We start from the raw sequence: 21,731 nt of genomic DNA on the forward strand, positions 1-21,731 counted from the left end.
CTGAATATATTTAGAAGAAGACAATTTCACTGATTTATATCAATAGCTAAGTTGCTACTCGAGCTGCATAATGCTCCCCGCACCTGGGATGGCTGCTGAATATTGGAATTATTTTATGGAATGAATCCTGTTTCAGCGGTTGCCTTCTACTTAATCTTTTGCAAAGGAACGGCGAATGAAACAACAGAAATTATCCACCGTAATCGCGGCCATCATCCTTGGCATTTCCGGCTCTCAGGGAATTGCAGCAGAGAATGAAAGCGCCACACTTACTGATGCCCTGACTTCAGGGCAGGCGGGGGTAAATCTTCGCTACCGGATAGAAAATGTTGATCAGGACAATATGGACGATGTTGCTATTGCCTCAACCTTGAGAACCCGCCTGAATTGGACCAGTGGCAGTTATCGTGGTTTTGATGCGTTTTTTGAAGTGGATAACATTAGTGAAATTGGCAACGACAATTACAATTCCACAGTGAATGGCAATAACGAGCACCCCGTCGTTGCCGACCCCCAGGGCACTGAGGTTAATCAAGCCTATTTAAAGTACAGTGGTTTCAACTCCATGGTGATTGCTGGTCGACAGCGAATTAACCTGGATGGACAGCGTTTTATCGGTGGTGTGGGTTGGCGCCAGAATGAACAAACATATGACGGCCTGCGTTACCAATTTGGTGGGGAAGGGGAGTTACAGCTGGATTACAGTTATATCTACAACGTAAACCGTATTTTTGGTGAAGACAGTGACTTATCGGACCTGGATGGGGATATTCAACTGTTTCATGCCAGCTATCCACTGGTAGAAGCGCATAAGTTAACTGCCTTCTTCTACAACCTGGACCTGGATAATGCTGAGAACTTCTCATCCCGTACTTTCGGTGCCGCTTACCGGGGAGATTTTGGCCTGTTCGAAACTCAGCTGAGTTATGCCCGCCAGGAGGATATCGGCAATAATCCCAGTAATTTTGCAGCCGATTATTACCTTGCTGAAGTTGCCGCACCATTGGGGCTGGTAAAAGGCAAGTTGGGTTATGAAGTTCTGGGTTCTGACGACGGTGTGGGTTTTAGCACACCACTGGCGACACTACACAAATTCCAGGGCTACACAGATAAGTTTATTGAAACTCCAGCAGATGGTGTTGAAGATTTATATCTCGGTGCCAGCCTGGCACTTGCCGGGGGAGACTTGGGAATTACTTACCACAGTTTTGAAGCCAATGAAGGTTCAGCAGATTACGGGACTGAGTGGAATATCAGTTACGGTCACGAGTTTAATGAATATTTCTCAGCGTTGGTAAAGTATGCCGCTTACGATGCAGATGAATATAGTGAGGATACCGATAAGCTCTGGTTGATGCTTACAGCAAAATTCTGATTTTTGTTAATTAACAATTTTCAAGTAGATATAAAAAAGCTGGGCTTGTACATAACGAAGCCCAGCTTTTTCTTGTCTCACCAGTAAACTCTGGCTTATAGACGCGTCAGTAAATTTGTAATCTACTTATCCATTGTTAACAGGCCAGAAACCTCACCTTTGGGGTCCAGCTGGGTATGCAAGTTAACAAAGACCTTCCCATCCATTAGCGCCTTGCGATAGGGCTCCTCCACCATCCACTTGCCCATAATATATCCACTGGTGCCTTCAGCACATTTTTTTGCCAGGCCGTGCTTGCCCTTGTCAGTTTTAGTCTCGGGCCAGTCCGGGACCATACCCGGGTGATTGGGCATTCCGCAGATAGTCTGGATAATCGGGCCACTAGGTTTACCCGGCTTGCAAATAGGGGGCTCTTTTCCATCGCCTGCACATTGCATATGGAAGTGCGACATTGCCACCCCGCCCTTTGATAGATCGCTGTAGCCCACCATAAAGTGCAGCACATGTGACTGTTTGTCGTAGGCGCCAATAAAGAAGCCATCGGCATCTTTGGGGGTTTGCGGATTCACCTTCTTGCCGAGCATATTCTCATTAGCGGTGGTTAAGTCAGATTTAAAGATGGTGAACATCTTGTCATTGCCCGCTTTGGACCAGGCTTTCTCACCACCAGCCCCATGCTTGGCAGCTGATGGATCTTTCTCTTTTTTGTTATGGCTATCGGAAATCGTGAATGCAGAATAAGCCAGCAGAAATACTGCCAACATTAAGAAAGTGGCTCTGGGCAATGAACTCAGTTTCATAAACCTCTCCTCTCTATTAAATCGATATAGTCATTGCTTGATGGAATGGTTGGGTGCCAGGCCATCGAGGGGGCTGATATTCACCAATGTCATCGGTGTGAATCACGGGATAGGCTAGCGATAAGTACTTGTAGCATATGGGCTCGCTATTGGCCCTTGGGGGTCAATTTAAGAGTCAGTATTTTTGACGATAGTTACTTGGGTGTCGGAGGGGCTTCAGGATGGGAGAGCGCTTGGATAGGTAATAAGGTCGTTGAAGATAGTTACTACTGGGGTGGAAGGAAAGAATACACCGCACTCGAGACACGCAGTGAATACATCCCTGCAAGCTCCTAATCGGCATCCATGCCTCATAGGGTCCCGAGCGCGGTGTATTCTCTCCTTCTCCCTTTTTAGTAATAAAGATACTGGCGGATTTCGAATGATAGGGGCGGCACTAATGTGTTCGTTCCGAGTGACCTTTCATAAAGGTAGAGAGTTATCACCCCACGTCTTTCCACACCAATTCCCGCTCGCGGGCGTAGAGGGGAATAAAGTTGAAGCGCACTTCGGTGCCCCCTTCGTCGCGGCGGCGGATATTCAGATTGCCATTCAGGTTGCTGGCGCGCTCTTGCATGATCGACATACCGAAGTGATTGCGTTTCTCCGGCGCGTTGCTGATACCGATGCCGTTGTCGAGGATGCGTACATTGAGGGAGTGGTTGTCGGCCTGGGTCAGGCTGATCTGCACCATGTCGCCCTGGGAGTGGTACACAGCGTTTTGCGAGGCTTCGCGCACCAGTTGTAACAGGTGAATTTCCTCGTGGGGAGTGAGGGGCACCTCGTCCAGATGGTAATCCAGCAGCACATTAATTTGCGGGTGCTGCTCCCGGTAAGCGAGGATAGATTGCTCCAGGATACTGCGCAGGCCGCCGGGTCCTATTTGCAGGCGGAAGGTGGTGAGCAGTTCGCGTAGCTGACGGTAAGAGGAATCCAGCCCCTCTTTCAGCTCGGTAATAATCTCTTCCACCTTGGACTTGTCCACCTGCTCACTGCGATTGGCGCGGTTGAGCCGGGTAACCTGAATTTTCAGATAGGACAGGGATTGGGCCAGGGAATCGTGTAGCTCCCGGGCGATGATCGCGCGCTCGTCCAGTAGGGCAACACGGCGCTCCTGAGCCTCCCGCTCATTAATGGCGATGGCCGCAGTGACACTGTCGGCAAAGGTAGCCAAGCGCTGCTGCTGTTCTTCATCAAGGCTCTCACCTCGGGGCAGGGTGCAGGTGAGTACGCCGTAATTGCGTTTGTCCACTTCCAGTGGGAATCGGTACACGCGCTGTTGGTCTTCATCAGAGGGGCCGCAGGTGTTTACACAGATATGGCATTCACTACCAGTGCACTGAGTGTTGCCGAGCCCCTGTACCAGATGCTCGTAGGGCGCTTCGCCCTCCGGGGTCATCAGGCACAGATCCAGGTTGTCCAGGCTGGCGACATTGGCGAACTCTCCCAGCCATTGGCCCAACTCCGCCCCTGTGAGCGGGCCCTCGCTGATCCGTCGTGCCAAGCGGTATTGGAAGTCCAGCGCTTTATGGCTCTTCTGTAATTGAGAGGTTTTTAGCTCCACGCGATGGGCAAGATCCCGGTGAGTCGCATGAATTTCATCGCTCATATAATTGATGGTGCGCGCTAAAACCCCCAGCTCGTCCTCGCTGTTAATCTCCAGGCGGTTTTGGTTGAAGTCTCCCTGGGCGATGCTCAGGGAGCGGTTGGTCAGCTGCTTGAGAGGCTGCTCCACAGAGCGGTGCAGAATGCACAAAGAGAGATACACCAGGGTCACAATGGCAAACAGTGAGCCCACCTGCACCAAACGCAGCAGGCTTATTTTTTCCTCGGCGATGGTCTGATAATCAAACACCAGTGTATCCACATCACCGATAAAGGGCTCCAGGCGGTTGGCTAACTGCAAGGAGTCCATGGAGGTGCGCCCGGCGGCAATGGACTCCAGCAGTGGGCGGATTTCTCCCTCCCAGCTTTCGATTACCTTGCGGTAATTGCGGGCTGCGGGCAGGTTATCGCTGGCAGTGAAGTCGGAAATGCTGAGGACCCGGGTCAGGCGTGCGGTCACCTCATCTGCCAACTCAGCTGTGGTTTCGACATCCCCGGAGGGTGCGGTGGCCGCAAGTCGGTAGCTCATAGCCCGCAATGAGCCGGCCAGGTTAACGGCGGCGGCATCGTTTTCGGCGGCATCGGAGATAATATAGGACGCCACCATAGAGCTCAGTGCTACCAGCACAGTGAGTAGCATCAGGGTGCCGATGCGGTAGACGATGGACTGTCGAATTCGGTTCAGCATATCGGATTCACTTCGCCCTGGGGCGGTTGTGGATGGCTGATCTCTATTGTGCCGTCCATTGGCGCACAAAGTTGTGGGTACCACTAAAGATCGCCAGTTTTGCACATAATTTAACCTGACGCCTGTTTTTTGCACAGAGGCCCTGTTATTGCTGGGATAGGGCTCCACCATAGCGGCCCCCTGGCGTCGTTTCCCTACCCATTCGGGGGTAGTTCGTCGCTTTTCTACCCCTTTTTGGTCAGGTGATCCTGCCGTCCCTCCCTTTTATATTCCCGGTAAACCGATGCTTTAACCGCATGCCGATGCCCTGGGAGTACCGCATGAGCCATTTCCTGGACCGACTGAAATATCTGAAGAAACAAAAAGAGCCCTTTTCCGGAGGACACGGGGAAAAGACGAATGACGACCGCAGCTGGGAAGATGGCTACCGTCGTCGCTGGCAGTTCGACAAGATCGTGCGCTCTACCCACGGGGTGAACTGTACCGGCTCTTGCAGCTGGAAGATCTACGTCAAAGACGGCCTGGTCACATGGGAAACCCAGCAGACCGACTACCCGCGCACCCGCCCGGACCTGCCCAACCACGAGCCTCGTGGCTGCCCCCGTGGTGCCAGCTACTCCTGGTATATGTACTCGGCTAACCGCCTCAAGTACCCGAAAATCCGCAAACGTCTGGTAAAACTCTGGCGCGAAGCCAAGTTGAGACACAGTGATCCGGTGGAGGCCTGGGCCAGTATTGTCGAAGACCCGGCCAAGGCACAGTCCTACAAAGAGCGCCGCGGTATGGGCGGCTTTGTGAGGATCAAGTGGGATGAAGTCAACGAGCTGATTGCCGCTTCCAACGTCTACACCACCAAGAAATACGGTCCCGACCGGGTGACCGGCTTCTCGCCGATTCCCGCCATGTCCATGGTCTCCTACGCCGCTGGTGCCCGCTATCTGTCTCTGATCGGCGGCAACTGCCTGAGTTTCTACGACTGGTATTGTGACCTGCCGCCCGCCTCACCGCAGGTCTGGGGTGAGCAAACCGACGTACCCGAGTCCGCCGACTGGTACAACTCCAACTACCTGATCGTATGGGGCTCCAATGTGCCTCAGACCCGTACCCCGGACGCGCATTTCCTCAGTGAAGTACGTTACAAGGGCGCCAAAACCTGTGTGGTCACTCCTGACTACTCAGAGTGCTCCAAGTTTGGCGACACCTGGCTGGCACCGCGCCAGGGTACCGATGCGGCTCTGGCGATGGCCTTCGGCCATGTGATCCTGAAAGAATTCCACGTCGACAAGCCCAGCGCCTACTTCACCGAGTATGTGCGCACCACCACCGATATGCCGATGTTGGTGACCCTGGAAGAGCGCGACGGCAAGCTGGTACAGGGCCGATTCCTGCGCGCCTCTGACCTGGCGGACAACCTCGGCCAGGATAACAACCCGGAATGGAAAACCATCGGTGTAAATCACGATGGCCAGCTGGTTTCCCCTCAGGGCTCCATGGGTTATCGCTGGGGAGAGCCCTCAGCGAAAGAAGGCCGTGGCAAGTGGAATATTGAGCAGCGCGATGGTCGCAGTGGCGAAGAGTTGGAGCTGAAGCTCAGCCTCAAAGACTGTGCCGATGAAATCGCACAGGTCGCCTTCCCCTATTTCGGCGGCCAGACCCACGAGCACAATTACTTCCAGCACACCGAACACGATGAAGTAATCGACTACAAGGTGCCGGTGAAGCTTGTTCAAAACAAAGATGGCGAGATTCTAAAAGTAGCTAGCGTCTACGACCTGACCCTGGCTAACTACGGTGTCGAGCACGGCCTCGACGACCCCAACTGTGCTCAGAGCTACGACGAAGACAAGCCCTACACCCCCGCCTGGCAGGAAAAGGTGACCGGCTGTCGTCGTGAGAATGTCATCCAGGTTGCCCGTGAGTTTGCCAACACCGCCGACAAGACCCGTGGACGCTCCATGGTAATTCTGGGAGCGGGTCTCAACCACTGGTACCACATGGATATGAACTACCGCGGGATCATCAATATGCTGATGATGTGCGGTTGTATCGGCCAGAGCGGCGGTGGTTGGGCTCACTATGTGGGACAGGAAAAACTGCGTCCACAGACCGGCTGGACCCCACTCGCGTTCGGTCTCGACTGGCAGCGTCCACCACGCCATATGAACGGTACCTCCTTCTTCTATAACCACGCCAGCCAATGGCGTTATGAGAAGTTGGAGATGGATGAAGTGGTTTCGCCGCTGGCCGACAAGAGCAAGTGGCAGGCTTCCATCATCGACTACAACAGCCGCGCCGAGCGTATGGGATGGTTGCCCTCCGCGCCGCAGCTGGGGATCAATCCTCTGCAACTGACTAAAGATGCCGCCGCCGCCGGTATGTCTGCCAAAGACTACACGGTGCAGCAGCTCAAGCGCGGTGCGCTCAAATTCGCCAACCAGGACCCGGATAACCCGCAGAACTTCCCGCGCAATATGTTTATCTGGCGCTCCAACCTGCTCGGCTCCTCTGGTAAGGGCCACGAGTACATGCTGCGCCATCTGCTCGGTACCAAGCACGGTTTGATGGGCAAAGACCTGGGTGAAGAAGGCGGCAAAAAACCAGAAGACGTGGCCTGGCATGACGCCCCCAGCGAGGGCAAAGTGGATCTGCTGGTGACACTGGACTTCCGTATGTCCACCACCTGTCTCTACTCCGATATCGTATTGCCGACGGCCACCTGGTATGAGAAGGACGACCTCAACACCTCAGACATGCACCCCTTTATTCACCCGCTCACCAAGGCGGTGGACCCGGCCTGGGAAGCGCGAAGTGACTGGGAAATTTTCAAAGGCATAGCGAAGGAATTCTCCAACCTGACCGATGGCCACCTGGGGGTGGAAAAGGATCTGGTGACTCTGCCGATCCACCACGATACCCCCGGAGAAATCGCCCAGCCGTTCGGTGTACAGGCTTGGTGGAAAGGCGAGTGCGACCTGATCCCCGGCGTTACCGCGCCGAGCATGATTGAGGTGGAACGCGACTACCCCAACACCTACAACCGCTTTACCTCTATCGGCCCGCTGCTGGAGAAACTCGGCAACGGCGGTAAGGGCATCAGCTGGAATACTGATGACGAGGTGGACTTCCTCAAAAAGCTCAATCGCACTTGGAAAGATGAGACTGCTCGCGATGGCCGCGCCCGTATCGACAGTGCGGTAGATGCTGCGGAGATGATCCTGTCACTGGCCCCTGAAACCAACGGCCAGGTAGCCGTGAAGGCCTGGGAAGCCCTCGGTGAGATTACCGGTCGCGATCACACCCATTTGGCCAAGCCCAAGGAAGACGAAAAAATTCGCTTCGCCGATATCGTGGCACAGCCCCGCAAGATTATCTCCTCGCCCACCTGGTCTGGCCTGGAAGATGAGCATGTGAGCTACAACGCCGGCTACACCAATGTGCACGAGTTGATCCCCTGGCGCACCATCACCGGCCGCCAGCAGTTCTACCAGGATCACGAGTGGATGCGTGACTTCGGCGAAAACATGTGTGTGTACAAGCCGCCGATCAACCTGAAAACCGTGCAACCGGTGTTGAACCAGAAGCCCAACGGTAACAAGGAGATCCTGCTGAACTGGATCACCCCGCACCAAAAGTGGGGCATCCACAGCACCTACTCCGACAACCTGCTGATGCTCACCCTGTCTCGCGGTGGCCCCATCGTTTGGATGAGTGAGTACGACGCCAAGTTGGCAGGTATTGAAGACAACGACTGGATCGAAATCTTCAACGTCAACGGCGCCATTGCTGCCCGCGCAGTGGTATCTCAACGAGTGCCCGACGGTATGGCCATGATGTATCACGCCCAGGAGCGCATCGTGAATACACCGGGAGCGGAAACTACCGGCACCCGAGGCGGTATCCACAACTCCGTAACCCGCGCGGTGATGAAACCCACCCATATGATCGGTGGCTACGCCCAGCAGTCCTACGGCTTCAACTACTACGGCACTGTGGGCTGTAACCGGGATGAATTTGTGGTGGTCAGGAAAATGAACAAGGTCGATTGGCTGGATGGCGAAGACGTCAAAGAGCCGACGCGAGAGGAGGTGTAGCAATGAAAGTTAGAGCCCAGATAGGCATGGTGCTGAACCTCGATAAATGTATCGGCTGTCACACCTGCTCGGTGACCTGTAAAAATGTGTGGACCTCCCGCGAAGGGGTTGAATACGCCTGGTTCAATAACGTCGAAACCAAACCCGGTGTTGGCTACCCCAAAGAGTGGGAGAACCAGGACAAATGGAACGGCGGCTGGACCCGCAAGAAGAACGGTAAATTGCAGCCGAAGATTGGTGGCAAGCACCGCGTACTAGCCAACCTGTTTGGCAACCCGGATATGCCGGAGATCGACGACTACTACGAGCCGTTCGACTTCGACTACCAGAACCTGCACAAGGCTCCGGAGCAGAAGCACCAGCCGGTAGCCCGCCCGCGCTCGCTGATTACTGGCGAGCGTATGGAAAAAATCGAATGGGGCCCCAACTGGGAAGAGATTCTCGGCACCGAATTCGAGAAACGTAAAAAGGATAAAAACTTCGAGCAGGTGCAGGCCGATATTTACGGTGAATTTGAAAACACCTTCATGATGTACCTGCCGCGCCTGTGCGAACACTGCCTCAACCCGGCCTGTGTTTCTGCGTGCCCCAGCGGTGCCATCTACAAGCGCGAAGAGGACGGCATTGTTCTGATCGATCAGGACAAATGTCGCGGCTGGCGCATGTGCGTATCCGCCTGCCCCTACAAGAAGATCTACTACAACTGGAAAACCGGTAAATCTGAGAAGTGTATCTTCTGTTACCCACGTATCGAGGCGGGTCAGCCAACCATCTGCTCCGAGACCTGTGTGGGCCGTATCCGCTACTTGGGCGTACTGCTTTATGACGCAGACCGTATTGAGGAAGCCGCTTCCGTAGAAGACGAAAAAGCGCTCTACCAGGCCCAGTGCGATATCTTCCTCGACCCCAGCGACCCCAAGGTCCAGGAAGCTGCCCGCGCCGAAGGTATCCCCGAAGCCTGGCTCGAAGCTGCGCAGAAGTCCCCGGTGTACAAGATGGCTATCGACTGGCAGATCGCCCTGCCGCTGCACCCGGAATACCGCACCCTGCCCATGGTTTGGTATGTGCCACCCCTGTCTCCGATCCAGAACGCAGTACAGGCAGGCCAAGTGGAAACCGTTACCGTGGGTCGCGGCGCCGAGATCCCCGATCTCTCCACCCTGCGTATCCCGCTGCAATACCTGGCCAACCTGCTCACCGCCGGCGACGAGAAGCCAGTGGCCCGTGCCCTGGAACGCATGATTGTGATGCGCGCCTATATGCGCGGCATCCATGTGGACGGCATTCAGGAGCGCGAATTGCTGGAAGAGGCTGGCCTGACCGTAGCCCAGGTAGAAGAGATGTATCGCTACATGGCACTGGCCAATTACGAGGATCGCTTCGTGGTGCCCTCAAGCCATAAGGCCTACGCCGAAAACGCCTACGACATGAAGTCCTCCTGTGGTTTCAGCTTCGGCAACGGCTGTAGCACCGGCAACGACAGCACCAATATTTTCGGTGGCAAGCAGCACGCAGTGCGCGAAGTAATACCCGCCAAAGTAGTCGACTAAGGTCGAGCGGAGAATACCGATGAAAGTACTAAACCTGATCGCCCGCCTGCTGGATTACCCGTCCGATGAGCTGGTGGCGCACCTGGATGGGCTGACCAGCTGGTTGGCTGAATCCGAGGATCTGGATGCTCCGTTGCGCGACAAGCTGCTGGCATTTATCTCCCATTACGAGCGTATGGATGCGCTCGATTGGCAGAGCGAATACGACGGTCTGTTCGAGCGCGGCCGCGCTGTATCCCTGCATATCTTCGAGCATATCCACGGTGAATCCCGTGATCGTGGCCAAGCCATGGTAGACCTGACCGCGCGCTATCGCAGCGCCGGCCTTGAGCTGAATGAGCGCGAACTGCCGGATTACCTGCCCACCTACTTAGAGTTCTGTGCCACCCAGGGGGAAGCAGCCTACGGCTGGGTTCACGATATTACCCATGTGATTGCCCTGTTGAGCGCGCGCCTGTCCAAGCGTGAGAGTCCCTATCACCTGCTGATGGATGCGCTCTTGCAGATGGCCGGGGTATATGTCGATCTGACAGCACTCAAGGAAGAAGTCGCCAACGAAGAACGTGACGATACCCCCGAGGCGCTGGACAAGATCTGGGAGGAAGAGGCCGTTAGCTTTAGCGGCGCCAATAGTTGCGACCAGTCAATAACGCGGCCCAGCAATGCGCAGCTGCGCGACGGCCAGCCCCTTAACTGGGCCAACGCCGCGCAGAATTCTGCCCAGCCCGCACCACAGGAGTAACAAGATGAACTATCTGAATACGCTGCTCTTCGCCATCTACCCCTTTGTCGCCCTCACGGTATTTCTGGTGGGTAGCCTGATCCGCTACGACCGGGATCAGTACACTTGGCGCACCGGCTCCAGTCAGTTGTTGGAGCGCAAGCAATTGCGCATCGGCAGTTACCTGTTCCATATCGGGGTGATCGCCATTCTCGCGGGCCACTTTGTCGGCCTACTCACACCCAAAGCGGTGTGGCACTTCCTCGGCATTGAAGCTTCCACCAAGCAGATGATGGCAATGGGGATCGGTGGTTTCTTCGGGGTGATCTGCTTTATCGGTCTCACCATTCTGGTGAAGCGCCGCCTCACCAACAAGCGTGTACGCGCCACCACTTCCAAAATGGACTTGGCCATACTGCTGATGCTCTACGCCCAATTGATCCTCGGCCTGATCAGTATTGTGGTATCTGCCGGCCATATGGACGGTGCTGAAATGCTCAAACTGATGGCTTGGGCTCAGTCCATTGTCACGCTAGATGGTGCCGGTGCAGCTGCCGCGATCAGCGGAGTGAACATCATTTACAAGCTGCATATTTTCCTCGGCATGACACTGTTCCTGCTGTTCCCCTTCAGCCGCCTGGTACACGTATGGAGTGTTCCGGTGCAGTACTTCCGCCGCAATTACCAGGTAGTTCGCGCCAAAGCCGCGCGCTAATCCCTGCAACTATTAAATGGCCCGCCATGAGCGGGCCCAGTGTGGAGTTGAGTCATGAATACATTACTGGCCACTGATGCTGCCGGCGGCGAATTTGAGATGGCCGAGGTAGTGGCCGTCAACGGAACTGAAATCCCCGCCGACCTGATTTACCAAGAGATGCAGTACCAGCCTGCCGATTCTCCGCGTCAGGCGATTTACTGCGCCGCACGCGCTCTGGTTATCGGCTGGCTTTTACGTGATCGAGCCGCAGGGCAGGGGCTCTGCGCTGCCGACGAAGACTTGCACAGTGAGGCTTTCGATCGCGCAGTCTCAGATCTATTAAAAGGCGAGCTACAGGTGAACCCGGCAACCGACGCCGAGTGCCGCGCGTACTTCGAAGCCCACCCGTATAAGTTCCGCTCCGATCCCCTTGCAGAAGTACGCCATATCCTGATCCCGGCCGCACCGGATGACTCCGAGGCCTGCGCCAAGGCACGCACCGCAGCCGAGAATATGCTGGAACAGATTCGCGCCGACTCCAATCCGCTTCAATCTTTCGCTCGTTTGGCCCAATCCCACTCAGCCTGCTCCTCCTCCGAAGCCGGTGGTAGCCTCGGCCAAGTGGGGCGCGGTGACACCGTCGCCTCCTTCGAGCGCGCAGTGTTCGAGCAGGGCACCGGATTGGTAGCGGAACCCGTGGAGACCCCCTACGGTGTGCACCTGATTTATGTGGAGCAATGCGAACCGGGCCGCCCACTGGAATACGAATATGTCTCGGAGCGAATCGAGGAATACCTGACCGAAAAACGCCGCCGCCGGATGACCAGCGACTACCTGCAAAAAATGGTGCAGGCCGCGCAAATCTCTGGCCTGGATTTATCGGGGGAGGCCCACTGAGGTGGCAGAGATTCGCCAATTGTTCGCGCGCAATCGCGCCTGGGCAGAGGATAGGACGGCACAGGACCCGGAGTTTTTCCAACGCCTGAGCCGCCTGCAAGTACCCAAGTATTTATGGATCGGCTGCTCCGATTCCCGCGTGCCCGCCAACGAGATTGTGGGCATGGCACCGGGGGAGCTGTTCGTTCACCGCAATATCGCCAACGTGGTGGTACACACAGACTTTAATTGCCTCTCGGTGCTGCAATACGCCGTAGAAGTACTCAAGGTGGAACACGTGGTGGTGTGTGGCCATTACGGTTGTGGCGGTGTACAGGCCGCCATGGGCCACAGCGAATGTGGCCTGGTGGATAACTGGTTGCGCCATATCAAGGATGTCTACGCCCGCCACCGGCAAGAGCTGGAATCCCTCGATAAAGAATCCCGCTCAGCGCGCCTTTGTGAATTAAATGTGATGGCGCAGGTACAAAACCTGGCCATGACCAAAATAGTCCAGCACGCATGGGACCGAGGCCAACGCCTGAGCCTGCACGGCTGGATCTACGATATTCGCGACGGCCTGATTAGAGATCTGGGAATGCGGATGGACGACCGCGGTCAGGTGCCAGAGATTTATCATGTTTATGGTGAGGTGCAGGAGGTGGGGTGAGTTTATAACTGCTTTATCCCCTTCGAGACCATAAGTATAAATAGCGCAGTTGCGTTTAAATATTTTTTAGTAATACTACGTTCGATTCTACTTGGCTTCTGCTAAAGCAGACGGCTATCAGCATCAGGTGGGGCGGAGCGATACCGCCGTCTCTTTCCAAACTGCAAAGAGGGTAACCATAAATACCGTTATCCTCAATCACATGTTCGCCCCATGCTTATCTCTATTTCTTCTAACTCCCAATACTGCACTGAGTGCAAGACACAGTGATTAAATCCCTAATATGATAAATAAATAGCGGTTTATTACTGATAGGGCCCTCAAATACCTGAATTACCCAAGCTGCGAAATAAAGCCAATGCACTCAAGATCACGGGATACTGGCGTAATAAGAGCTAGAGATAGATTTTGGTGAGGAGATAATCCGTTAGCAAAAATTGAAGGCCAAACCCTAGAACGAGCTGAGCAACTTTTAGAAGTACAAAACCAAATTGATCATTTGAACATCAATTTGGATATGTGAGTCATACGCTAAAATCTCTCTTTCATCTACTCTGCGCTTGCCGCTCCTCGTAGCACTCTGCTTTTCCTAAAAACGCTACTTTCTATGCCACTTTATCGCCTGAGGTCTATCTGATTTTCGAACATCGATAGGAGACAAAAATATTTATCTTAAAACCTTCGATTACTGGAAATTCAATATTTGAAAAATATTCAAATTTAGTAACAAGAAATTAAGGATAAGCAGGCAAAGATAAAGAGTTTTACGCCCCCAGATTGTGGCTTACTTATTATAAATAAATATATTCACGAATAAATGAAAATCATTAAGTAATTTATAAATTCATAAAATTAATAAGCGCTCCCGATATTTATCCTCACGGAAAAAATATAACTAAAACTGGCATCAAATACCATGTTTATCAAAATTTGTATCCCTCCGAACTGACGGAGAAAAGCGTCTTATAGGAGTGGAGATAAGAGGACTTGGAAGTTGAATATTACTGCAGTTTAAGTGGGCCCAATTTTTTGCTTCTCCAGCGATGATTAATGTAGATGCATTACCCGTAAGGGATGAATACCCAGCGTATTCATGCTTCTACCTATTCTAATTACTAAAAATAGGAAATAATGAACATGAAAAAGATCCTTACCGCGCTCGCCCTGACAATTGTTAGCACCGGTGCAGCCGCTGACACCTGGTCTCCCCAAGGTACCATTGGCCTGGCCAATGTCGGTGATATAAAAGTATCTAAGGGTATAAACCTTACTTGTGGTCTATCCGGTAGTTCTACTACAAATTCAGCAGGTAACGCCTCTGTGGGCAGCTTGTCACTGAATACTGGTTTCCTTTGTGGAGCAGTTAGCTTTACCAATCTGCCCTATACATTGGTAGGTAATGCAGGGAATACCGTTACCCTAAAAGATGTAACTGTTGCAGCTATTACCGGCAATTGTTTTGGTGATATTACCGGTAGTTTTAACCAATCTACCGGAGAAATTACTTTTAATGCCGCGGTACTCCCAAGCGTTGGTATTGGTAGCGACTGCAAAATAACCGGTACTATCTCCACAAATCCCCAGGCATCTTTCGTGCCATAAGTAACCTTTAAAAGGTCAATATCTAAAGTAGAGTAGTCAGAAAGTACTGGCTGCTCTACTTTTTCCCCGTCTGTATATTCATAAAAAAACCAAGATATCTGTTTCTAAATATCAATCATTATCTGAAAAAAAATTCTTATCCTCTTTTTTTAATATGCCTGCCATTAGTTGACCCGCTCGCTTTATTAACTCGGCACGTTAATAATGTATCAAATGTACGGCTATATAGTTTTACCTAACTATTTGTTTATAGATTGTATAAACTTGCATTTTTGGCTCAAAGTTACTTTAGGCCTTAATAAGAAGACAATGCAGAGAGACTAGGCTATTCCCAAAATAAAGTACAATTGGGAGGTGTGTGGCTAGTCCTAGCAAACAATCATCAACCGCCCGCTACACGATTGATCGATGATTTATATGAGTGAAAAGAAGGTTAGAAATAGAGGTGTTTTCAGGCATAGCCAGTCTGAAAAACCAGTAAGACACTATAGAACTATTAGTGCCTTACTGGAAATATAAAAATTAGAAACGCTTATTTAGACTAAAGCCTATAATACGCGGATCCAGGGTGAATACATTGGTAGTAAGGCCGGAGTCATCACTATTGGTAAAGGCGCTTGTGATAGGCGTATCATCAAAGATATTTTTCACATATAACTGCATTTGCAATTCTGATTCCGGATGAGTAAGGGTCGCTGATGCATTGAAGTTATCCCAGGCTTTTAAGCGGTCATACTCGGTATTATAAACCCGCGCATAACTCTCAGACTGTCGATAGTAATCTGCACGTAAAGCTAATTCCCAATCTGAAAGGGGAATAACATGCTCCACTGCTAAGTTAAACGTTAACTTAGGAGCATTTGGTAGTTCATTGCCACTTAGATCAGCAGAAAAACCGCGTCCGCCATTGGGGGCATCAGTAAGTGGGTTATATTCGCCCAGATCGTAACCGAAAAGAGCCAGCATTTGATCCCATCGGAAGTTTGGATTTTCAATAGAATCAGAGTAAACGCCCCATTGCTGTGAGCCCGCACATAATGCCCAAAGGGGGACTACACCAAAAAATCCTTCCAAGGCAGTCATAGCAGCTTCTACATATTCTACCGGAGCAATACAGTTGGAGGGTACCTGTAAGCTAGGCCGTAGAACTGTCCAGTCTTCATTTCCCTGGGTGCGGTCCATAACATCTATGGATTCCTCCCCTTCTGCTATGCGGGTTCTCAAGTAACCCACATTCATATTCATCCTGGTGCTCTCTGTCATTTGCCATGCCAGCTCTAACTCCAGTCCCATACTTTCTGCATCAAAGTTTTCATTTAATGCGATACGATCAACAATCTGGGAAACCTGGTAATCGGTATAGTCGTAATAGAAAGCTGTTGCATTTAAGTTTAAACGGCCATCAAGCAAAACATTCTTGGTACCGAACTCAAGGGAATTTACAAATTCAGGTTCAAAAGTATTAGGTAAATCTTGGTATTGAACCCGCGCTGGATCAATCACCGCACGTGGTGGGTTAGAACCGCCTCCTTTATAACCGTGGGCAAAAGAAACGTAGAACATAGTATCATCGGTAAAGGGAGTATCTGCTCGCCAGTCTAGCACTGCCCGCCCGGTATACTCTTGCCAATCCTGAGAAAACTCCTCACCCTCAGGATATCCCATATTGGAATAACCACCTGAGCTGCGACCTGAATAAGTTTCACCATCTTCATAATAATTACCAAGTAATAACTGGCTAGGTACAGGATTTGTGGTCTTTTCATCATTGGTATAACGTAGACCAGTGGTAAGTTTTACATCGTCAGTAATTTGCCAATATGCCTCACCAAATACAGCCCAGGAACTAGTTTCTACCAAATTACGGCTAAGAAAATAATTATGACCCATTTCATCAACATTGGTTAACGAATTAGGGTCTACATATATACAGTCATCCCCAGATAAATCTGTGGCGGGGTCAATGCAATTTATCGGAATGATATTGCCATCTTCATCGTATCCCCGACTGTAAACATATTCAGAAATCATGGTGAACATGTTATTAAAAACAAAGTAATCATCCTGGGTTTCAAAATTCAGGTAGTTTGCACCAACGGAGAAATTCCAGGGGCCATCAAAAGCTGTTTGCAAACGGAACTCCTGACTCCACTGTTCATTATCAGAGCGGCTTATATCTACTGCCAAAATACCATCAGAGGCACCGAGTTGTGGGTCGGTATAAATTCCTCCAGGTGTAGGGCCTAATGCCCAACTATCACCAAGTTCTGCTGAGTCAGTAAAGACCGCGCCGGTTGTAAAACGATTATAGTCCTGAGAGGAGTAGTAATCGTCCTTAGCATAGGTAGACTGAGAATAAAATGTCAGAGTATCAGATAAAGCCCATTCAAAATTCAGTTGTACTAAATCATTTTCTGCACGAAATACCGGATCAAAACTAGTGGATATTTCACGTAAATCACGTGATTGATCAACCCCACTGTAGGGATTTGGGAGATTTGTGAGACTACCATCTTGAAAAAGATTTGGGTGGATAAGCATTGTCGGTGCAACTATATAAGCAAGGCCAGCCCCATTGGGTGCACTAAAAGCATCACTACTATATAGCGAGCTAGGCAAACAGCCCTGACTTGTCATTGCTTGAGTAAACTGTGTTGTTTCCGTATCACCGACCATTGCATCACCGGGGTCAGTAGTACAAAGCTGCTTACCGGTGCGGGATCGCTTGTCATCTTCATCAAAGTGTTGCCAAATCAAATTAGCATTAAACTTATCACTGGGAGTCCATTCAAAAATGGCACGCGTTGAGTAGAGATCCCGGTCGTTAACATCATTCTTGGTATAAGTATTGTAATCAAAGCCATCCCGCTTGGTCATGGCTCCAGAAAAGCGGAAAGCCATGGTTTCACCCAATGGTATATTCAACATACCCTTGGTGCGCTTACTATTATAATTGCCCACTTCAACCTCAATCTCTGAGGCGAATTCATCTTCCGGCATGATTGGTAACATATTAACCACACCAGCAGTGGCGTTACGACCATATAATGTGCCCTGAGGGCCACGCAGAACTTCTACCCGCTGTACATCAAAAAATTCCTGCTCAAACAGACGATTCCTGATTAAAGAAGCATTATTAAAACTTACTGCAACGGCAGGATCACTACTGGCAGAAATTGACTGAGTTCCCACTCCTCGAATAGAGAAATTGTATGAGCTAAAGTTTGTTTTGGAGAAGTTAACATTGGGAACGGCTCGCAGCAGTTCATTGCCCCCTTCAATCTTTAAAGCATCCATGTTATCCCCAGATAGCGCAGAGACTGCAATAGGAACATCTTGAATGCTTTCCTCAATTTTCTGTGCTGTAACCGTAACTTCTTCAATAGCCGAACCAGAATAGTTACTGGGCTTGTCCCCTTGCCCCTCCTGGGCAAATGCTGCCACAGATGCAGTATTTATTACCAAACAGGCAATTGCCACACTGTACCAGGGGGTTGAATAGTCGTTAGGGTTTGTGGCGGGGATTGCTTGAGCAATCAAATTTTTTTGTTTACGAAGGCGCATCATCATACTGAGTTTCTCTCTCTTATGCTCACTATTATTTTTTTTCAAGGCCAAAACTGCCTTCCTTGGGGCCCAACTAGATTGAAGACGTAAAAAAATGATATTAGGGGGGATAAAAAAGAGGTTAAAAGTTTAAAAATTTTACTTTTTTTAAGTAACGCACAAGAATTGGGCACAACAGAAGTCTGAGCGTTGAAAAGCGTGCCTGAATGGTTGGTAGGCATCTATATCTTAATTAAATAGAAGTTCTTCCTATAAATAATTTCCCTCAGGATCTCATATTTATATTGTTGATCTAATGTAAGTTCCCTCAGAAGATTGACGAGGGACAGAATAATTGCACCTGTATAACCTATGAAGGAAAGATTTTCTAATAGATATCATCTGGTTAATATCTAGTTTGATTTAGCTTATTACTCGTTAAAGCAGAATATAAATTAAATGTGATGGTTGTTTAGAAAACCTGATCCTGACTAGATAGGTATGCCAGCAAAGAACCATGGCCTTGCCTAAAGTATGTAGAAAATATCAAAACAATCATAACACTCTAATACTTAAAAGTTTTTGAATTTAAATTCTGGCGTTTGTTTTTCCTCTGACAGATATTTTTCCAGGTAAGCTTATTCTATTAAAAGCATGTCATTCTATTTGGTGAATTTCGATACGTATTCTATAGAACAGGATGTACAACTCATCAAACAAATTTTTGTAAAAATTCTATATATTAAATTTATAGCATTTTTCAGGCATGTGATTTTTATGCTCTGATTTGGTGCATGTCTTCCGTTCTTGATCCATCAGTAGGGTGCTAATCCAGTCTTTTTAGGGGGAACCTATATAGATATGTCTTGGCTCCTAGAAGAGCAACTTGAATTCAAAATACTTTTATAAAATAGTCAACCAATAGAGGCGTAACAATGAAATTTATCACCACTCTAATTGCTGCAATAATTTATGTATTACAGGCTGTTATCCAAGATTATAAAACCAGAGAGCAGGAGTATTCCGTTCCACTTTCGACTATGCCAGATAATGTACAGGCACTTGCAGATGAAATGTTTGAAGAAGCAACTAAAGATAAACAGCTTTCTGTAGAGCAAGCTCAACAGATTGAAGCTGGTATTTGGAAGATGTTAGGTGAGGGCGCTGTGTTGCAGAGAAATCATGAGCTGAAAAAAACAAGAGAAAAAATATCTTACTTAGGGCAGCTCCTGTCTTGGTTTATGAAGGCAAAAGGGCTGACCTATGAACAGATTGAAGAAAAATATCGAAGTGAATTTACTGAGTCTGAAAAGGAGATGCATAGAGCCATTGTAGAATCTGCCTCTCGCTCCAATCAGGATCTGCTCGGCAAACTTTGGAAGTCTATTCGTAAAAAATTTTGGGGGTAGGCAAAGTTATAATCAGAAATTTATTTAACTGCCAATCTTATTACGTCCCTAAAATATTAGGGACTTTACCGATCAAGAATTTTTAGTCTGGACAAACTTTGGCTCTCATAAAGTGCGACTATACCAGGGAAATTAGATTCTTATTTTATTGGCAATTCCAAACCAACATGTTGATCTCTTTCGGTGCGCTGAACGGTACGCACACTGAGCCATGTAATCTGTGCTAATTGCTCCTGAGTCATGCCATGTTGCAGCCTTAACTTTCGTACCAGCAATACATTGTACTTTTATCTCAAGTGCTCTGTAGAAACGTATGACATAAAAAATTCAGTGTACCTGAGGGCTATTTATGAGATGTTGATGAATATATCTATAACAATTAGATCTCTCTATCTATGGATAGAGGATACTGGCCTTTTATAAAAAAGACCGTAACCTAAACCGCTAGTAGCTCCAAAAAGGAGGCCTACTGTAAGTACATGCTTTAGGTAAATTAACCAACCCAAAAGCGTTGGATAGCCATTAATTGCTTTGATCACATCTATGCCCATTAAAGTATCTTCAACCTTACCAATGTAACTTCCATCAGGATACGGCCAAGCATTAACTCCAGGGTATAGTGAGCCAACAATTAGGCCTAGACAAATACATTTGAATAGATTTAACCCAAAGTATCGTTCTATGATTAATGCAAGTGGTACATAAATAATCATGTGTGCTAGTGATATAGGGATTGAAAAAATAAAAATAAATGCTGGGCCGGCTGAATTTATTTTAGAAAATCCAAACGTGCCGGCCATTAGCAAAAGTACTATCGAAGGAATAAGAATTGCAGCAATTATTGATGGTATATGTCGCACAGAAATTAAATTTTAAATAAATTATAAGCTACTATTGTGTGCTGAAGCTATGTCGTTTATTGGTGCACTATATCCATATAGTATTTTCGTGCCAATGGGTCGAATGATACCTATATGCGTTAGTGTGACTGTCTTCGCAAAGACCACAGAGAAGCAATTATTACTAATCCACAAAAACCCAAATATATTATTTTACCGCTTAAATCTTCAACATTAACACATTTCCAGTTTTCACATTGACGGACTATAAAAACATTTCTCTGATCAATCCAGAAAATTATACTTGCCGTTATTGCGGAAAATATAACTGGGTAAGATCTTACTTTGGGGATAACTTCTGCCAAGAAGGCCGCAAGCCAAAAAGCGAAGAGTGAGGCTAAATATAATTTTAAGTAGCTCTCACCAGAGAAAATCAAGCTGGCGATTGTACTGAAAAAAGCACATAGCCCGATAAAGAAGCGGAGCCCACTTAATCTAGATAGCCCGCCATCATCTTTGGCGAATTTGTAGCCGTATCTTTTCATAATTTACACTAACGTGCTTGTCAGTAGCTCGAACGAAATTACCTTTAGATGGAGGTTGAATATTTTATCTGCCTATCTCTGCAAGTCTACTTTGGAGTTCAGCTAAACATTTGGCTGCTTTGTCTCTAGTATTTGCTTGAATGGCATTGATAGAAACATATGCAATACCAGCTACAGCTGTTTCATTTATCTTATCTAAAGGCAATACGCTACATTGAGAAGGCAGATGTTTTGCCACTGCATCAGGATATGCGTGGGTAACAATATCTGCATATTTTTGAAGCTCTTTTGCTGCCAAAGCAGATAATTTCAGAGTGGAAACTTCCTCAGGTGTGTATACTAAACCAAACTGATTGAAAGATTTACCTTCGATATTATTTGTGTTTATTTTTCTAGCATGTTCAATAACTTCAGGAAAAGACCATGATTCTGGTTCTAAAATTACCTCTTTGGCGTGCACACTTTTCGTCATTGAGAATAATAAACTCATAAGACCAATTATTACATATCTATTCATTTTTAAAGTTTCCTAATTAAGTTTTGTATTAAAAATAATGGCTAGCTAGCAGCAATGTGCTGACATTAGCTAGATTTGCTATTATTCAAATTCATCATGCCTTAAAATACTTATTTTTCCTCTACCATTGATTTTTATAGTCAATATGTTGGTGATTTCGC

General features: G+C 48.9%; 16 protein-coding genes. 9 read left to right on the forward strand and 7 right to left on the reverse strand.

Annotated features, from left to right (window positions below):
- Positions 1-175: 175 nt before the first annotated feature.
- Positions 176-1,375, forward strand: coding sequence for an alginate export family protein (locus ACJJIM_RS21015; RefSeq protein ID WP_444911887.1), 1,200 nt, complete (start codon positions 176-178; stop codon positions 1,373-1,375).
- A gap of 122 nt (positions 1,376-1,497) precedes the next feature.
- Here ACJJIM_RS21015 and ACJJIM_RS21020 read toward each other — a convergent pair whose 3' ends face one another.
- Both ACJJIM_RS21020 and ACJJIM_RS21025 read right to left on the reverse strand, forming a co-directional pair.
- Positions 1,498-2,175 carry a CHRD domain-containing protein gene (locus ACJJIM_RS21020; protein WP_444911888.1) on the reverse strand — a complete coding sequence of 226 codons (678 nt, stop codon included), beginning with the start codon at positions 2,173-2,175 and terminating at the stop codon, positions 1,498-1,500.
- Between the two features lie 481 nt (positions 2,176-2,656).
- Entirely contained in the window at positions 2,657-4,507 is a 1,851-nt protein-coding gene (locus tag ACJJIM_RS21025; protein ID WP_444911889.1) for a histidine kinase, read from the reverse strand.
- Positions 4,508-4,827: 320 nt separating this feature from the next.
- On the opposite strand from ACJJIM_RS21025, the gene ACJJIM_RS21030 reads away from it, so the two are divergent.
- From ACJJIM_RS21030 to ACJJIM_RS21060, 7 genes are all read left to right on the forward strand, one after another.
- Entirely contained in the window at positions 4,828-8,598 is a 3,771-nt protein-coding gene (locus ACJJIM_RS21030) for a nitrate reductase subunit alpha (protein ID WP_444892521.1), read from the forward strand.
- A gap of 2 nt (positions 8,599-8,600) precedes the next feature.
- Complete coding sequence (gene narH, locus ACJJIM_RS21035; protein ID WP_282930424.1) at positions 8,601-10,148, forward strand: nitrate reductase subunit beta; 1,548 nt, start codon at positions 8,601-8,603, stop codon at positions 10,146-10,148.
- 19 nt (positions 10,149-10,167) lie between these two features.
- Entirely contained in the window at positions 10,168-10,890 is a 723-nt protein-coding gene (gene narJ / locus ACJJIM_RS21040) for a nitrate reductase molybdenum cofactor assembly chaperone (protein WP_444911890.1), read from the forward strand.
- 4 nt (positions 10,891-10,894) lie between these two features.
- Complete coding sequence (gene narI, locus ACJJIM_RS21045; protein WP_282930422.1) at positions 10,895-11,584, forward strand: respiratory nitrate reductase subunit gamma; 690 nt, start codon at positions 10,895-10,897, stop codon at positions 11,582-11,584.
- 54 nt (positions 11,585-11,638) lie between these two features.
- Positions 11,639-12,463 (forward strand): peptidylprolyl isomerase, encoded by an 825-nt coding sequence (locus tag ACJJIM_RS21050; protein WP_444892523.1) that lies wholly within the window; start codon positions 11,639-11,641, stop codon positions 12,461-12,463.
- A gap of 1 nt (position 12,464) precedes the next feature.
- Entirely contained in the window at positions 12,465-13,112 is a 648-nt protein-coding gene (gene can / locus ACJJIM_RS21055) for a carbonate dehydratase (RefSeq protein ID WP_444895517.1), read from the forward strand.
- Positions 13,113-14,249: 1,137 nt separating this feature from the next.
- Positions 14,250-14,714 (forward strand): hypothetical protein, encoded by a 465-nt coding sequence (locus ACJJIM_RS21060; protein WP_444911891.1) that lies wholly within the window; start codon positions 14,250-14,252, stop codon positions 14,712-14,714.
- A 522-nt stretch (positions 14,715-15,236) separates the two neighbouring features.
- Here ACJJIM_RS21060 and ACJJIM_RS21065 read toward each other — a convergent pair.
- Positions 15,237-18,332 (reverse strand): TonB-dependent receptor, encoded by a 3,096-nt coding sequence (locus tag ACJJIM_RS21065; protein WP_444911892.1) that lies wholly within the window; start codon positions 18,330-18,332, stop codon positions 15,237-15,239.
- Between the two features lie 863 nt (positions 18,333-19,195).
- Between ACJJIM_RS21065 and ACJJIM_RS21070 the strand changes: the two genes are divergently transcribed.
- A complete protein-coding gene (locus ACJJIM_RS21070) occupies positions 19,196-19,669 on the forward strand; it encodes a hypothetical protein (protein WP_444911893.1) in 474 nt (157 codons plus the stop codon).
- Between the two features lie 140 nt (positions 19,670-19,809).
- Here ACJJIM_RS21070 and ACJJIM_RS21075 read toward each other — a convergent pair whose 3' ends face one another.
- The 4 genes from ACJJIM_RS21075 to ACJJIM_RS21090 all read right to left on the reverse strand — a co-directional run bounded on the left by ACJJIM_RS21075 (position 19,810) and on the right by ACJJIM_RS21090 (position 21,570).
- The gene (locus tag ACJJIM_RS21075; RefSeq protein ID WP_444911894.1) at positions 19,810-19,944 is read right to left on the reverse strand and encodes a helix-turn-helix domain-containing protein; all 135 of its coding nucleotides are present in this window, start codon (positions 19,942-19,944) and stop codon (positions 19,810-19,812) included.
- Positions 19,945-20,058: 114 nt separating this feature from the next.
- Positions 20,059-20,469: a hypothetical protein gene (locus ACJJIM_RS21080; protein ID WP_413663999.1), complete on the reverse strand. Its 411-nt coding sequence runs from the start codon at positions 20,467-20,469 to the stop codon at positions 20,059-20,061.
- Between the two features lie 179 nt (positions 20,470-20,648).
- Positions 20,649-21,053, reverse strand: coding sequence for a hypothetical protein (locus ACJJIM_RS21085; protein ID WP_413664000.1), 405 nt, complete (start codon positions 21,051-21,053; stop codon positions 20,649-20,651).
- Positions 21,054-21,117: 64 nt separating this feature from the next.
- Complete coding sequence (locus tag ACJJIM_RS21090; RefSeq protein ID WP_444911895.1) at positions 21,118-21,570, reverse strand: hypothetical protein; 453 nt, start codon at positions 21,568-21,570, stop codon at positions 21,118-21,120.
- Positions 21,571-21,731: the final 161 nt, after the last annotated feature.

The organism is Microbulbifer maximicatervae (SeqCode) (assembly GCF_052467615.1).

Bases quoted from the DNA above. Each gene is read 5' to 3' on its own strand.
- ACJJIM_RS21015 (WP_444911887.1), top strand. From the start codon at position 176: ATGAAACAACAGAAATTATCCACCGTAATCGCGGCCATCATCCTTGGC.
- ACJJIM_RS21020 (WP_444911888.1), bottom strand. From the start codon at position 2,175: ATGAAACTGAGTTCATTGCCCAGAGCCACTTTCTTAATGTTGGCAGTA.
- ACJJIM_RS21025 (WP_444911889.1), bottom strand. From the start codon at position 4,507: ATGCTGAACCGAATTCGACAGTCCATCGTCTACCGCATCGGCACCCTG.
- ACJJIM_RS21030 (WP_444892521.1), top strand. From the start codon at position 4,828: ATGAGCCATTTCCTGGACCGACTGAAATATCTGAAGAAACAAAAAGAG.
- narH (WP_282930424.1), top strand. From the start codon at position 8,601: ATGAAAGTTAGAGCCCAGATAGGCATGGTGCTGAACCTCGATAAATGT.
- narJ (WP_444911890.1), top strand. From the start codon at position 10,168: ATGAAAGTACTAAACCTGATCGCCCGCCTGCTGGATTACCCGTCCGAT.
- narI (WP_282930422.1), top strand. From the start codon at position 10,895: ATGAACTATCTGAATACGCTGCTCTTCGCCATCTACCCCTTTGTCGCC.
- ACJJIM_RS21050 (WP_444892523.1), top strand. From the start codon at position 11,639: ATGAATACATTACTGGCCACTGATGCTGCCGGCGGCGAATTTGAGATG.
- ACJJIM_RS21060 (WP_444911891.1), top strand. From the start codon at position 14,250: ATGAAAAAGATCCTTACCGCGCTCGCCCTGACAATTGTTAGCACCGGT.
- ACJJIM_RS21070 (WP_444911893.1), top strand. From the start codon at position 19,196: ATGAAATTTATCACCACTCTAATTGCTGCAATAATTTATGTATTACAG.
- ACJJIM_RS21080 (WP_413663999.1), bottom strand. From the start codon at position 20,469: ATGGCCGGCACGTTTGGATTTTCTAAAATAAATTCAGCCGGCCCAGCA.
- ACJJIM_RS21085 (WP_413664000.1), bottom strand. From the start codon at position 21,053: ATGAAAAGATACGGCTACAAATTCGCCAAAGATGATGGCGGGCTATCT.
- ACJJIM_RS21090 (WP_444911895.1), bottom strand. From the start codon at position 21,570: ATGAATAGATATGTAATAATTGGTCTTATGAGTTTATTATTCTCAATG.